The organism is Promicromonospora noduliphila (genome assembly GCF_056951025.1).
Genome location: NZ_CM167806.1, coordinates 4,178,489 through 4,192,364, shown reverse-complemented (window position 1 = coordinate 4,192,364; position 13,876 = coordinate 4,178,489). Strand labels below are relative to the sequence as shown.

The window sequence follows — 13,876 nt, the reverse complement described above, 5'->3', positions numbered from 1 at the left end:
GTGACGAAGATGCCCGAGATCGTCCAGGACCCGTTCGTGATCCCGCCGGGCACCGTCCAGGTCGGCGCGACCAGGGTGCGCGCCTTCAGCGCGGGCGCCGTCGTCGCCGACGCCGCGACGCCGCTGCTGGTCTGGGAGCACTCCTACTACCCCCGGTACTTCTTCGTCCTCGGCGACGTGACGGCCGAGCTGCGCCCGGCCGGGGAGGGCCCGCGGTCCGAGGTGCTCGGGCCCAGCGAGCTGTTCGACGTCGTGGTGGGCGAGCGGGTGCTGCCGGAGGCGGCCCGGCGCTACCCGAAGGCCCCGGTCGAGGGCATGCGCGACGCGTACTCCCTGACCTGGTCGGCCTGCGACACCTGGCTCGCCGAGGACGAGGTGCTCCACGCCCACGCGCGCAGCCCGTACGTGCGGATCGACACGATGCCGTCCAGCAGGCACGTCCGCGTGGTGGCCGGCGGCGAGGTCGTCGCGGAGTCGCGCAGGCCGATAGTCCTCACCGAGACCGGGCTCGTGCCGCGGTACTACCTGCCCCGCGTCGACGTGCGGATGGACCTGCTGACCCGTACCGACACCGTGAGCGGGTGCCCGTACAAGGGGGAGGCGTCGTACTGGTCGCTCACCGTCGGCGACCTGGAGCTGACCGACATCGCCTGGGGCTTCGAGACACCGCTGCGCGAGGCGCTGCGGGTCGCCGGGATGATCGTCTTCTGGGCCGAGAAGACCCCTGACCTGGAGGTCTACGTGGACGGGGAGCGGATCGGCCAGTCGTAGGCAGCGCGGCTCAGAGGCGGCTCGGGCGGCCTGGGCGGCCGGGCTGTACCGTCGCTCAGCCGGTCGTGGGTTTGCGTGGCGCTCGGTCGGTCGTGGGCTTGCGGGCCGTGAGGCGCTCGACGATGCCCTGCGTGAACCGGTCGTGCCGCTCGACGGTGAGTCCGGCGGCCTGGACGTGCAGGATCGGCCGACGCCGGAAGTGCTCGTTCTCGACCGGCACGGTGTAGAGCTCGGCCACGGCCTGGAGCAGCCGCAGCGCCACCGACGTGCTGACCACGTGGTCGGCGAGCACGAGCAGGCCGCCCGGCCGCAGCACGCGCACCATCTCGTCGACGGCACCGTGGTCGTCCGGCACGGCGCACAGCCCGAAGGTGCAGACCACGGTGTCGAACGAGGCGTCGTCGAACTCGAGCCGCTGGGCGTCGCCGACTCGCAGGTCGACCTCGCGGCCCAGCTCGGCAGCGCGCTCGCGGGCCAGGTCGAGCATGGCGGGGCTGAGGTCCATGCCGGTCAGCGTGGTGTGCTCGGGGTACAGCCCGAGGTTGAGGCCCGTCCCGACCGCCACCTCCAGCACCCGGCCCGTGGCCTGCCGGCATACCCAGGCGCGGGTGTCACCGAACAGCCGCTCGGCGCGGTCCATCTTCTGGTCGTACGACGCCGACTGCCGGTCCCAGTACCGGCGCAGCCGGTCCAGCCTCGCTGCGCGCACCATGGTCTCCCGCTCACGGGTTGGGGTGAACTCGATGACAACACCGTAGTGGTGACGGCGCTGGCACCGGCGTCGTGGGCGACCCGGTGCCGACCGCCAGATGTCGGCCACCCCGTGTCGGCGACGTCGGGACGTGACCGACATGGTCTTCGTCATGATGCCGGGTGGTCCGGGAAACAGTTGCTCCCCAGGGTGGGTTACGGAGAGTGAACAATGTTCACTCTCCGTAACACTCCCTCGGGAGGAAGTTCTCTCCGTCGGGCACCACGACCGAACGGGTCGGCATGTCGGACACGGTGACCGCATGGTCAGCCCGCCGGAGACGGCGGTCGCACCGATCGGCCAGCCGGGTATCGCGGCCGCATGGTCAGACCGTCAGGCATCACAATGCGGCGAATCAACCCGTCGAATAGCACGGCCGAGCGGATCAGCTCGCCCCGGATAGGTCGCGGGCGCGTCGGGCCTGGTAGGCACCGACCAGGAGGTCCAGGACGACGAAGCCGGCCAGCGTGTACCCCACCAGGGGGAGGAACCACCCCACGACCGCGGCACCCGCGACGACGGCGGCCACACCCCACCACGGGGCGTCGCGCAGCGCTCCCCGGCTCGGAGGCGGGCCACCGAGCCCGCGCGGCCCGCGGGTGGGCCGCCGTCTCCACCACATGAGGTACCCGAGCACCACCATCGAGCCGATGCCCAGCGCGAGCACGAACAGCAGGATCTGGTTCGCCAGGCCGAGGAAGAGGCCCATGTGCAGGTCGATACCCCATGTCGTGAGCTTGGCGGGCAGCGGGAAGTCCGCGAAGTCGGTGCGGTGGACCACCTGCATGGTGGTCCCGTCCACGGCGACGGAGTCGGCCTCGGTCGGGTAGCTGCTCTTGTTCTCCTGCACCACCCACGCCGTGCCCGGCTCGGTCGGCGGCGTGATCTCGACCTCGCCCGTGTTGACGTTGATCGCCTGGGCGGCCGCGAGGACGGCGTCGAACGTGGCCGGGTCCGCGAGGTCTCCGGGGTCGGCGGGGTCCTGGCCCGCATCGCCGTGCTCAGCGTGCTCGCCGGCTCCGCCGGGCGTTTCTCCGCCGGACGTCCCTTCGCCGGACGTCCCTTCGCCGAGCGTCCCTGCGCCCGATGCCCCGTCCGTAGGCCGGTCGGCCAGCCTCGTGTCCAGGGTCGGGGTGAGCCAGCCGAGCGTCGCGCGCAGGTCGCTGACGTTGGCGCCCGCGTACTGGGACCAGGTGATCCCGGTGACGGACAGGAACAGCGCGACCAGCACCACCGTCGCGCCCACGGCGGTGTGCCAGGACAGCAGGCGCCGGTAACCGGTCCGTCGCCGCTTGGGCCGGACGGCGCCCGCCCGGCGCCGGGCCGTCCGCAGGCGGCCGATCCACAGGATGAGCCCCGCCGTCACGACGATGCCGAGCCAGGAGGCGGCGAGCTCGCTGTACAGCCGCCCGGGATCGCCCAGGTGGAGGCTGCGGTGCAGGTTCGAGATCCAGCTCCGCAGCGGCAGCGAGCCGCTGGAGCCGTAGGTGATGAGGTCGCCGCGGACCTCACCCGTTCCGGGGTCAATGAACACGGCGCGGGACTCGCTGGGCCCCAGGCCGCCCTGGCTGAACAGGACCCGGGTGGTGTCGCCCGGCTCCGGCGCGGGGCGCACCGCCGAGAGCGTCGCGTCGCCGTCGACGTACGCCCGGGCGATCTCGACCTGCTCGCCGAGGCTCAGTCGCGTGTCGGTGGCGGGCGCGTGCAGCTCGTGGTCGTAGATCACCTGCTCCAGGGCGGGGGCCAGTGCGTACAGGGCGCCGCTGGTCGCGGCGACCAGGATGAACGGGCCGACCAGGAGGCCGGCGTAGAAGTGCAGCCGCCGCAGCAGCGGGCCGAACCAGGGGCGGCGCCGCGGGCCGGGGGGTAGGGCGTCGGAGGGCGGTGCGTCGGCGGGCACGGGGGAGCCGACAAGCGTTTCGGTCATGCGAGGGCCTGCTTTCAGGCGAGGGGTTCACGGGGAGGCGTCGTCGTGCGCGCGGAAGGTCACGAGGGAGCGGAAGCCCACGGGGGAGCGGAAGCCCACAAGAGAGCGGAAGCCCACGAGAGGCAGGCGTCTCCTGCGACGTGACGCAGCACGACGTCGGCGCGCACGGGATACCCGTCACTTCAGGACGGGCAGCAGCGCACGGGCGCGTGCAGCGCGCCCGTGGCTCGGAACTCAGACCGCGAACGCTCCGGGAGGCCCCCTGCGGCGCAGCGGGGACAGCCGCGGGCCCGGGTGGAGGGGACGGAAGGTCGCCGGGACCACGTCCGGGCGCGCCGGAAGCACGAGGGCGCCGACGCCCTCGACGACGTCCCGTCCGCGCAGCAGCCACGCCGCCGTCCGGCCGGCCAGGGCCAGCAGGCGGAGCAGCATCAGCTCCCCGCGGTGCAGGACGACTATCGTGACCACCGCCGCGACGGCGTGCCAGGCCCACATCGTGGTGTCGGCGTGCAAGGGCTCCGTCATCTGCCCGGGAGCCTGCGCCGTCGTCGTCGGTAGGCCCATCCCGCCGTGCCCCGTGTGGACAGGCGGCGCCGCCCCGGCGTCCACGGGGGTGCCCAGCACGAACAGCACGTGGAAGAAGAGCTGGCTCGCCACCACGGAGGCCGACAGCCGGAGCAGCGAGAGGTGCCGCGCGGACCACGCCATGCAGACCGGCAGCGACAGCGCCAGCGGGACGGCGATCCCCAGCACGCCGGGCAGCTCCCCGCCGCCCGCGAGGTGGGAGAGCAGCGCGACCAGCGTGGCCGACGTCGCCGCGAGGCCGCCGCGCACCGCACGCGCGCGCGTGCGGCCTGGCTGGTCCTCGGCTGGCTGCATCCTGTCGCTCTCAGGTCGGGCGGTCTCGGGGTCGGGCGAATGCTCTCGGGTCGGACGGGCGTCGTTGCGGTACGGCGGCATGCGCGCTGGCCGCACGACGGCACGGCAAGGGTCGACGCGCAGCCTAGCCGCACCGCCGTCCTGGTGGGAGGTGGGAGCGGTGGTGTGGCAGGTACGGCCCGCGGCGTGGGAAGCAGGGCCCTCGGCGCGAGAGGTGGGAGCGGTGGCCGGCCGCGGGAGGAGCGGCGATCGCTCCTCCCGCGGCCGACGGCGACGGCGGCGTCCTCGCGGGCCGGCCGCTCGCGCGACGTACCGCCGTCCGCCTGGCTGTTGCCGCCCCGCTACCTACTGGGGCCCGCTGCCTACTCCTACTGCGGGACGTTCCAGACCTGCGTCCAGAGCCCGTTGCAGTCGTAGATCTGCAGGTCGGTGCCGTCCGCGGTGTTGCCCTGCGGGAGGTCCAGGCAGCGCCCGGACTGCGGGTTGAACAGCGATCCGTCGGCCCGGGCGTCCCACTGCTGCGCCCCGGAGCCGTTGCACTCCCAGAGCTGGACCCTGGTGTGGTTGGCCGTGCCCTGCGCGTCGACGTCGAGGCACTTGCCGAACGCGCGGAGCGTGCCGTCCGGGCTCACGGACCAGGTCTGGCCGGTCGCGATGCCGCACGTCCAGAGCTGGGCGGCGTTCCCGTTCGCCGCGGTGTTGGTGTCGACGTCGAGGCACTTGCCCACCGGGCCGACGACCTGTCCGGTGGGTCCCGGCAGCGTGCCGATCCCGAACCGCACCTCGCACTGGTTCCCGGTGCCGAGCCAGGTCGCGGCGAGGTAGAGGTAGCTGGTCCCGTCCTCGCGGGGGATCGCGGGGGTCGAGTAGCCGGGGCACGACGGGGACGCCGGTGGCATACCCGCCGGTCGGGTTCACGGTGACCGGGGTCGCCGCCTCGGTCCACGCGCCGGTGCCGAGGTTGGTGTTGGCGAACAGCACCGTGCCCGACTCCGCCAGGACCGTCTTGTTCCCCGTCGGCCCCGCCACGACGCGCTGCCCGGACAGCAGGACCGTCCCGTTCGGACCCCCGCCGGGGATCCAGGAGATGTACGGCGTGTGCAGCAGCTCGCGTGCGTCGGCCGTGCGGACCAGGGTGCCCGCGTCGCCGGCCGGTCCCCAGTCGGAGCCGTTGGCGCTGCGCTTGACGTAGACCTCGCAGGCGTGGTCGGGGTCGGTGGCGTCGCGGCACATCTCGTACGACATGAGGTGGTCGCCGTTGGGCAGCGAAGCGAAGGTCTGCATGCCCGGACGGCGCAGGTTGTCGGCCGGGAAGGAGACGTCGACGGTCATGGAGGAGCTCCACGTGCGGCCGCCGTCGGACGACGTGTAGTGGCCGATCACCTGGTTGTTGGTGGGGCTGTTCGCGGGGCGCTCGTCCGAGATGAAGCACGCGAGGCGGTTGTCCTCCGTGACCAGGAAGACCGGCTCCCAGATGCCGTGCCCCCAGGTGTCGGGCTGGCCGGAGGTCTGCGTGCAGGTGGACAGGTACTGCCAGGTGGACCCGCGGTCCGTGGAGCGGAAGACCTCGATCTTCTGCGTGCTGTAGTCGCCCACCTGCCAGGCGGTGCCCGCGGCGAGGATGTCGCCCGCGGCCAGGCCGGTGATGGTGCGCGGTACCTCGTAGAGGGTGGGCGCCTCGATGTCCCAGCCCGGCGTGTTCGAGCTGATCGTGGAGACCTGAGACCACGACGTGCCGCCGTTGGTGCTGCGGTAGACGGGCATGACGTTGGCCGAGCCGACGCCGCCCCGCGCGAACGTGGCGAGCATCGTCTGGTTCGCGCTCTGGTCGTGGTCGAGGCGGATCGCGCGGGGATAGCCGGCCGTCCCGTTCGGGTTCTGGGCCAGGTCGGGGCTGTAGAGCACGGAGCCGGGCAGGGCGGCCGGGGTGACGTCGTCGGCCGCTGACGCGGTGGTGGTCGTCGGTCCCGCGGCGGCCGGCGCTGCTCCCAGCACCGCCTTCGTGCCGGCGGGTGCTGTGGCCAGGGCGAACGTTGCCGCGAGGGCGACGGTCAGTGCGGCGGATCTCCGCGGGGTCGTGAGATGTCGAGACATGGTGCAGGACCTCCTTGTCGTGCGCGTGATGTTCGGTAGCGGTGCGGTGACGCCCGAGATGCACCTTTGCAGACGTTGCAAAGGCAACTGTGGCGCACGATGTGCACACGTTGCAAGAGTGGCGGCGCGCGAAGTCACGTTCTACCCAGTCATTACGCCCGGAACCCACGTGAGTTTCGGGCGTAATGACTGGGTAGAACGTGACTCGCGTGGGGCGCCGGGCGCCGCGCGTCAGTGTGGGGTCGGCGGGGCCGTGCTCTCCCGGACGATCAGGGTGTGCGGCGCCGTGACCTCGATCGCCGGGGTGTCGGGGTCGGCGATCCGCTCGGCGATCCGGCCCACCGCCTGGCGCGCGATGAACGGGGTGTCCAGCGACACCGTCGACAGGCTGGGGTGCGTGTACTCGCCCTCCTCGATGTCGTCGATGCCGATCACGGCGACGTCGTCGGGCACGCTGCGGCCGGCGTCGAACACCGCGCGCATGGCGCCCATGGCGAGCAGGTCGGAGTAGCAGAAGATGGCGTCCGGGGGCTCGGGGAGGGCGAGCAGCGCGGCCGCCGCGTCGTACCCGTCGGCGCGCCGGTAGTGCGCCGCCGGGCGCAGTAGCTCCCGGTCCGGGGACAGTCCCGCCTCGCGCAGGGCGCGCTCGTAGCCGAGCGTGCGCTGCCGCGGGGTGGTGTAGTCCTCGTCGGGCTGCGTGCCGATCGCCGCGATGCGGGTGCGGCCGCTGGCGATCAGGTGGGTCGTCGCGTCGTGGGCGGCCTGCACGTTGTCGATGGCCACGTGGTCGTAGCGGCCGTCGAAGTCGTGCTCGCCGAGCAGCACCAGCGGCATGGTCGTGCTCGGCTCCATCTCCGCGAGCTCGTCCCGCGTGACCAGGGGGCTGAACAGCACGCCGTCGAACAGCATGGTGCGGTCCGCGCCGGTGAGGAGCCGGCGCTCGCGCTCGTGGTCGTGGCCCGTCTGGTCGACCATGACGCGGTAGCCGAGGGCCGCCGCGGCGTCGATCACCTCGCGGGCGAGCTCCGCAAAGTACGGCACGTCGATCTCCGGGACCACGAGCGCCAGCACGCCGGTGCGGCCCGTGCGCAGGGTGCGGGCCACGGGGTTGGGCCGGTAGTCGAGCTCCTCGATGGCCGCCTGCACGCGCTGCCGGGTCCGCTCGCTGACGTGCGTGTAGCCGGCGACGACGTTCGACACCGTCCGCACCGACACCTGGGCCTTCTCTGCCACGTCGCGGAGTGTGATCGGCACGCGCGCTCCCCTCTCGTCCTGGTTCACCCAAGGATAGGCCTTGCAACGTCGGCAAAGGAGAGCTAGTTTGCACACGTTGAAAACCGCGCGGTGCGGCGACGTGCCGCGCATGCACAAGGGAGTGCTCATGCACCCAAACCACCACACCCGCGCCGTTGCCGGCCCGAGCGGCGCCGCCGCACAGGACCCCGGAACAGCCCGCCGCAGCACGGCCCAGGCACTCGCGACCTCACGCCGTCGCGCTGCCGCGACCTCACGCCGTCGTACCGCCGGAACCGCTCGCCGCCGCGCGGCAGAGGCCCCCGGAACCTCCCGCCGTCGTGCCGCCGCAGCCGCCGGCGCCCTGACCCTCGCAACCCTGCTCGCCGCCTGCGGCCCGTCCATCACCAGCGGCGAGACCGGGGGATCCGAGCCGACGGCGGCCGACCGGCTCCAGGCGCCCGCCGAGGAGTCGCCCCGGGGCGAGATCACCATCTGGGACCGCTCGGGCGACCTGTTCAACGTCTTCGACGCGGTGATCGACGACTTCAACGAGGTCTACCCGGACATCACCGTGCACCACGAGGCCGTCGACATCGACGCCAAGCTGCAGAACACCCTGATCACCGGCACCGACGTGCCGGACGGCGTGTTCCTCGACGACGCGAAGGTCGCCGGCTTCTCCGACTACCTGTGGGATCTCACCGACGTGCTGGCCCCGTACACCGCCGACATCGCCCCGCAGAAGATCGACGTCAACTCGCAGGACGGCGCCATCTACGGCGTGCCGTTCGACCTGGACCCCGGCCTGCTCTTCTACAACGAGCGGGCACTGTCCGACGCCGGGATCGACGCGACGACCATCGAGACCTACGACGACCTGCTGGAGGCGGCCCGCGACTACCAGGAGGCGGTGCCGGGTTCGGCCCCGATCCACCTGGAGCAGAGCGCGTTCCTCGGCCAGCTCCAGCTCGAGATGTACGCGAGCCAGCTCGGCACCGCCATCGCCGACGAGCACGGCGAGCTGCGCCTCGACTCCGACGAGTACCGCCAGGTGCTCGGCTGGCTCGACACCGTGAACAAGGAGGGCCTCGGCACCCGCGCCGAGTACCTGTCGCCGTCCGACGTCGGCGCTCTGGAGTCCGGCGACCAGGTGTTCTACCCGTGGGCCATCTGGTTCAGCTTCGCGCCGGAGCAGCAGCTCACCGAGACCAGCGGCGACTGGCGCGCCATGCCGCTGCCCGCATGGGAGGACGGCGGCGCCCGCTCGGGCGCCATGGGCGGGTCGTCGTTCGTGCTGCCGAAGGACGGCGAGAACGCCGAGCTGGCGTGGCTGTTCTACGAGTTCCTCATGTTCCACGAGGACGGCTACCGGGCCGTGTGGGGCGAGAACGACACCTACCCGAACGGCCTGGCCACCTCGATCCCGGCCTACGCGCCGGCGGCCGACCCGGCGGACCCGCTGTTCGGCCCCGTCGAGGGCCTCGGCGGCCAGGACCTGTGGACGACGGCGGTCGAGGCCGGCGAGCAGATCCCCGGCGGTGCACCCGCGCCGACGTGGTGGACGGGCGCCGTCGACTACCTCGGCACCAACATCCAGCGGATGTACGACGGCGACCTGACCCCCGACGAGGTCATCGAGCGGTCCACGGCGGACATCCAGACGAACCTGGTCGACCGCCAGTGAGCGTGCTCGTGGGCCAGGGCCGCCCGATCACGCGGCCCTGGCTACCCCGCGCGGTGGCGCCGTACGTGTTCGTGCTGCCGTTCGTCGCGCTGTTCGTGGCGTTCAGCGTCTACCCGATGCTGTTCACGCTGCGCCTGAGCTTCACCGACTGGCGCGGGTCGGGCGCCGCGCAGTGGGTCGGCTGGGACAACTACACCTACCTGCTCGGCAACGAGATGTTCTGGGGCTCGCTGGGCAACTCGGCGGTGCTCTGGCTGATGATCGTCCCGGTGCAAGTGGTGCTGTCGCTGCTGATCGCGGTGCTGCTGAACAACGCGAAGCTCCGGATGCGCTCGTTCTACCGGATCGCGTTCCTGGTGCCGTTCGTGACGCCGCTGGTGGCCGTCGCCCAGATCTGGGTGGTGGTCTTCGACCAGGACTACGGGGCGGTCAACGGCCTGCTGAACCTCGTCGGTCTGCCCGACGTCGGCTGGCTCACCACGAGCGAGTTCGCCAAGCCCACGCTGGCCCTGCTGTTCCTGTGGAAGACCACCGGGTTCATCGTGATCATCCTGCTGTCCGGGCTGCAGTCGATCGACGCGAGCGTGTACGAGGCGGCGGCGATCGACGGCGCGTCCCGCGCGCGCCAGCTCCGGAGCATCACCGTGCCGCTCGTGCGGCGCACGCTGATGTTCTCGGTGGTGCTGCAGACGCTGGCCGTGTTCCAGATGTTCGCCGAACCGTTCGTCGTGACGGACGGCGGCCCGTACAACTCGACGACGACGGCGGGCCTGCACCTGTACGAGCACATCACCCGGGGCGACCTGGGCACCGGGGCGGCGAACTCGTTCCTGCTGGTGGTCGTGGTGATGGGGCTCTCGCTGCTGTTCGTCCGGCTCCTGCGGACGGAGGACTGACATGACCACACCTATCGCCCGCGCGGCGGAGACCGCCGTCGCACGTTCCGGTGAGACCCGGCCGTTAGCGACCCGTCGCGGCGGGGCCTATCCGGCGGCGACCCGGCCGCCGACGGCGCGGCAGCGGTGGCTCCCCGCCGCCGTCGGCTCGCAGGCGTTCCTGCTGCTGCTCGCGCTGGCCTTCCTCGCGCCGGTCGCGTGGGCGCTCGTCTCGGCGTTCAAGCCGGCCACGCAGATCGTCAGCGACCCGCTCGGCCTTGACCTGACGGCGCTGACGCTGGACAACTACCGGCGGATGTTCGCCGACGTGCCGATCGGCCAGGGCTTCCTCAACACCGCCGTCGTGCTGGTGGTGAAGGGTGCCATCACGCTGTTCTGCGCGCCGCTCGCGGCCTACGCGTTCGCCAAGTACCGGTTCCCGGGCCGCGACCTGCTGTTCGGCACCGTGCTGATCACCCTGATGCTGCCCACCATCGTGCTGATCATCCCGCTGCTGCTGGAGATGAAGGCGCTGGGCTGGGTGAACACCTACCAGGCGCTGATTCTGCCCGGGGCGGTCGACGCCTTCGCCATCTTCTGGATGCGCCAGGTGATCGCCGACATCCCGGACGAGCTGCTGGACGCCGCCCGGGTCGACGGCGCGGGCGAGTTCGGCATCTTCACCCGGATCGTGCTGCCCGTCATCCGGCCGGCCCTGGCCGGGCTCGCCGTCCTGACCGTCATGAACATCTACAACGACTTCGTCTGGCCCGTGGTGGCGGCGAGCTCGGAGCGGATGGCGACGCTGCAGGTGGTCCTGTCGACCCTCGCGCAGAACATCACCGGCAACCGCGTCGGGGCCGACTACGCGACCGTGACCGGCGAGCTGCTGGCCGCCGCGTCGATCGCTCTGGTCCCGCTCCTGATCGTCTTCATCGCCCTCCAGCGGCACTTCATCAACGGCATCCTCGCCGGAAGCGTCAAGGGCTGACCCCCGCACTCTCGAAAGGCTCACACATGACCTCGGCCCGCACGCGCCCCGAAGCCTCCCTTCCTGGTGCCTCGCGCTTTGGTGTCTCCCGCTCTGCGACGGCTCGTCCGGAGGCGTCCGGCTCGGAAGCGCCTCTCCCTGAGGCCGCGCTCCCTGAGGCCGCACCGCCTGAGCACTTCCGCCCCGACCCCGACCGGACCGCGTACCCCCGCCCCGACCGCGACCGGTCCGACCGCTGGACCAGCCTGGAGGGCACCTGGGACCTCGACGTCCCCGGCGGCACGGTGCCGGTCACGGTCCCGTTCGCCTGGGAGACCCCGGCGTCCGGCGTCGGGCGCACCTGGCTGGAGCACGCGACCTACCGGCGCCGGATCACCGTCCCGGCCGCCTGGGCGAGCGCGCGGCCCGTGCTCTGCTTCGGCGCGGTGCACCACCGCGCCGTCGTCCGGGTCGACGGCGTCCGGGTCGCCGAGCACGTGGGCGGGTACACGCCGTTCGAGGTGGACCTCGACGGCGTGCTGGCGCCCGGAGCGTCCGGCACGCTGGAGGTCGAGGTCGACGCGCCCGCCGACAAGCGAGCCATCCCGCACGGCAAGCAGCGCTCCATCCCGCGCGACGACTACGACGGCGTCTCGTTCACGCCGACCTCCGGCATCTGGCAGCCCGTCTGGCTGGAGGCGCGCGGCCGCACGTACGCGGCCCGCGTGACGCTCCGGGGCGACTCGCTGACGGGCTTCGACGTGACGGTCGACGTCGCGGGGGACGCGCCGGCGGGGGCACGTGTGACGGTCGAGGTTTCGGCGGGCGCGGGAGCGAACGTTCTGGGCTCCGGAGCGGACCTGGCGGGCTCGGACGCGGGGCCGGCGGGTGCGGGGCCGGATCTTGCTGGGCCAGAGCGCGGCATGGGAGCACCGGCTGGCTCGGGGGAACGGATCGAGCTGGTCGCCGACGGCGCGGGCACGGCGTCGGGCCGCATCGAGATCGCGGAGCCCAGGCTCTGGAGCCCGGCCGACCCGCACCTCTATGTGCTGACGGTGACCACGCGGGGTGCGGACGACGCCGTGGGCGGTGACCACGACGTCGTCCGCGTCACCGGCGGGCTGCGGCGCATCGAGCGCCGCGGCGAGCACCTGTACCTCAACGACGAGCGGATCTACCTGCGCGGCGTGCTCGACCAGGGCTACTGGCCCGAGACCGGCCTGACGGCGCCCGACGTCGAGACCCTGGTCGCGGACCTGCGGCACGCGCGGGACCTGGGCTACAACCTGGTCCGCAAGCACCTCAAGCTGGAGGACCCGCGCTGGCTGCACCACGCCGACCGCACGGGCATGCTGGTCTGGGCCGAGCCGCCCGCCCCGAGCCGGTTCAGCGCGGAAGCGGCACGGGCCTTCGAGGCGCAGATCCGGCCCATGGTCGAGCGCGACGGGAACCACCCGAGCATCGTGGTCTGGGGCCTCTACAACGAGGAGTGGGGCCTGGACTGGGACATCCCCGGCAGCACCGACCGGGCCGCTGCCGCCGTCCGCGCCTACGAGGCCCTCCGCGCCCTGGACGACTCCCGCCCGGTCGTCGAGAACTCGGGCTGGGCGCACGTGCGGACGGACCTGGTGGACTGGCACTACTACGACGAGGACCCGGCCGCGTGGGCCGCCAACGTCGCGGCGCTCGCGGACGGTACGGGCGAGGACTTCCCGGTGAAGCTCGCGCCGGACTTCCTGGCGAAGAAGTCGCTCTACGGGTCGGCGGACCACCCGCGTACCGGCGTCCCCGTGCTGAACAGCGAGTACGGCGCGGGGTTCACCAGCCTCGAACGGGCCTGGCACTTGCGCTGGCAGACGCAGGAGCTGCGCAGGCACGACCGGTTCGCCGGCTACGTCTACACCGAGCTGACCGACGTCGAGCACGAGATGGCCGGCCTGCTCGACGCCGACCGCCGGCCCAAGGACCGCGGCGGCCTCGACCCCCGCGACGTCAACGCCGAGACGATCCTCGTCGTCGACCTGGTTCCCGCGCACGCGGGGGCCGACCTCGCCGTTCCGGAGGGTGACCTCACGCTCGACGTGCACGTGTCGCACCACGGACCTGGAGTGGTGCGCGGGCAGGTCCGGGCGGCGTGGGTGCCTGCGGGAACGCCGTTCGAGGACGGCAGGTTGGACGCGGTCAGGTTGGACGCGGTCAGGCTGGACGTGGTCAGGCTGGACACGGTCAGGTTGGGGCAGGCGGCCCGGTCCGACGACGATGCTCGGTTCGACGACGCCCGACTCGGCGACACCGCTCCGCTCGATGTCGGCCTCCGGGAAGTCGAGTCGGAGACCGTCGAGGCCAGGCCGTTCGTGCTCAGCCCGGCCGTCCGGGTCACGGTGCCGCCGCCGGGGACGCCGTCGGCCCGACTGTTCCTCTGGCTCGTGGACGACGGCGGCGTCGTGCGCGCGCGGACGTTCGTCGACGCGGCCCCGATCGAGGAGCCAAACCGGCGCGGCGAGCGCTGGGCATGACTTGACCGGCCCTACCTCGAACCGCAACTTGCTGGTTCCTCCGGGCGCCGAACCGCAACCTGCTGGCCTCTCCAGGCGCCGAACCGCAACTTGCTGGTCGGCCGGTGCCTCGAACCGCAACCTGCTGATCTCTCCCGGCGTCGAACCGAAATGTGTTGGTCGATTCGGCCCTC

Annotated in this window: 11 protein-coding genes; 6 read left to right on the top strand and 5 right to left on the bottom strand. The window is 72.2% G+C overall.

From position 1 onward, the window contains the following. Nucleotides 1-9 precede the first annotated feature (9 nt). Nucleotides 10-771: a DUF427 domain-containing protein gene (locus tag AC0QU1_RS18370; RefSeq protein WP_483571374.1), complete on the top strand. Its 762-nt coding sequence runs from the start codon at nucleotides 10-12 to the stop codon at nucleotides 769-771. A 55-nt stretch (nucleotides 772-826) separates the two neighbouring features. Here AC0QU1_RS18370 and AC0QU1_RS18365 read toward each other — a convergent pair whose 3' ends face one another. From AC0QU1_RS18365 to AC0QU1_RS18350, 4 genes are all read right to left on the bottom strand, one after another. Beyond that, nucleotides 827-1,480: a class I SAM-dependent methyltransferase gene (locus AC0QU1_RS18365; protein WP_483571372.1), complete on the bottom strand. Its 654-nt coding sequence runs from the start codon at nucleotides 1,478-1,480 to the stop codon at nucleotides 827-829. Nucleotides 1,481-1,907: 427 nt separating this feature from the next. Continuing rightward, nucleotides 1,908-3,449, bottom strand: coding sequence for a PepSY-associated TM helix domain-containing protein (locus tag AC0QU1_RS18360; RefSeq protein WP_483571370.1), 1,542 nt, complete (start codon nucleotides 3,447-3,449; stop codon nucleotides 1,908-1,910). A 234-nt stretch (nucleotides 3,450-3,683) separates the two neighbouring features. Then, nucleotides 3,684-4,328: a hypothetical protein gene (locus tag AC0QU1_RS18355; RefSeq protein ID WP_483571368.1), complete on the bottom strand. Its 645-nt coding sequence runs from the start codon at nucleotides 4,326-4,328 to the stop codon at nucleotides 3,684-3,686. A gap of 368 nt (nucleotides 4,329-4,696) precedes the next feature. Further along, complete coding sequence (locus AC0QU1_RS18350) at nucleotides 4,697-5,227, bottom strand: ricin-type beta-trefoil lectin domain protein (RefSeq protein WP_483571366.1); 531 nt, start codon at nucleotides 5,225-5,227, stop codon at nucleotides 4,697-4,699. Between the two features lie 551 nt (nucleotides 5,228-5,778). On the opposite strand from AC0QU1_RS18350, the gene AC0QU1_RS18345 reads away from it, so the two are divergent. Further along, complete coding sequence (locus tag AC0QU1_RS18345) at nucleotides 5,779-5,916, top strand: hypothetical protein (RefSeq protein WP_483571364.1); 138 nt, start codon at nucleotides 5,779-5,781, stop codon at nucleotides 5,914-5,916. Nucleotides 5,917-6,653: 737 nt separating this feature from the next. Here the strand turns inward: AC0QU1_RS18345 and AC0QU1_RS18340 are convergent. Beyond that, nucleotides 6,654-7,676, bottom strand: coding sequence for a LacI family DNA-binding transcriptional regulator (locus AC0QU1_RS18340; protein WP_483616268.1), 1,023 nt, complete (start codon nucleotides 7,674-7,676; stop codon nucleotides 6,654-6,656). Nucleotides 7,677-7,803: 127 nt separating this feature from the next. Between AC0QU1_RS18340 and AC0QU1_RS18335 the strand changes: the two genes are divergently transcribed. From AC0QU1_RS18335 to AC0QU1_RS18320, 4 genes are read left to right on the top strand one after another with little or no spacing between them, the layout of a single operon-like run. After that, a complete protein-coding gene (locus AC0QU1_RS18335; RefSeq protein ID WP_483571360.1) occupies nucleotides 7,804-9,342 on the top strand; it encodes an ABC transporter substrate-binding protein in 1,539 nt (512 codons plus the stop codon). Beyond that, the gene (locus AC0QU1_RS18330) at nucleotides 9,339-10,238 is read left to right on the top strand and encodes a carbohydrate ABC transporter permease (RefSeq protein WP_483571358.1); all 900 of its coding nucleotides are present in this window, start codon (nucleotides 9,339-9,341) and stop codon (nucleotides 10,236-10,238) included. The genes AC0QU1_RS18335 and AC0QU1_RS18330 overlap by 4 nt, the downstream gene beginning before the upstream one ends. 1 nt (nucleotide 10,239) lies before the next feature. Next, a complete protein-coding gene (locus tag AC0QU1_RS18325) occupies nucleotides 10,240-11,208 on the top strand; it encodes a carbohydrate ABC transporter permease (protein ID WP_483571356.1) in 969 nt (322 codons plus the stop codon). 26 nt (nucleotides 11,209-11,234) lie between these two features. Next, nucleotides 11,235-13,703, top strand: coding sequence for a glycoside hydrolase family 2 protein (locus tag AC0QU1_RS18320; RefSeq protein WP_483571354.1), 2,469 nt, complete (start codon nucleotides 11,235-11,237; stop codon nucleotides 13,701-13,703). Nucleotides 13,704-13,876 lie beyond the last annotated feature (173 nt).

What these genes read in the sequence shown, in the direction of transcription:
- AC0QU1_RS18320 (WP_483571354.1), top strand. Translation starts at nt 11,235, where the DNA reads ATGACCTCGGCCCGCACGCGCCCCGAAGCCTCCCTTCCTGGTGCCTCG.
- AC0QU1_RS18335 (WP_483571360.1), top strand. Translation starts at nt 7,804, where the DNA reads ATGCACCCAAACCACCACACCCGCGCCGTTGCCGGCCCGAGCGGCGCC.
- AC0QU1_RS18370 (WP_483571374.1), top strand. Translation starts at nt 10, where the DNA reads ATGCCCGAGATCGTCCAGGACCCGTTCGTGATCCCGCCGGGCACCGTC.
- AC0QU1_RS18325 (WP_483571356.1), top strand. Translation starts at nt 10,240, where the DNA reads ATGACCACACCTATCGCCCGCGCGGCGGAGACCGCCGTCGCACGTTCC.
- AC0QU1_RS18355 (WP_483571368.1), bottom strand. Translation starts at nt 4,328, where the DNA reads ATGCAGCCAGCCGAGGACCAGCCAGGCCGCACGCGCGCGCGTGCGGTG.
- AC0QU1_RS18350 (WP_483571366.1), bottom strand. Translation starts at nt 5,227, where the DNA reads ATGCCACCGGCGTCCCCGTCGTGCCCCGGCTACTCGACCCCCGCGATC.
- AC0QU1_RS18360 (WP_483571370.1), bottom strand. Translation starts at nt 3,449, where the DNA reads ATGACCGAAACGCTTGTCGGCTCCCCCGTGCCCGCCGACGCACCGCCC.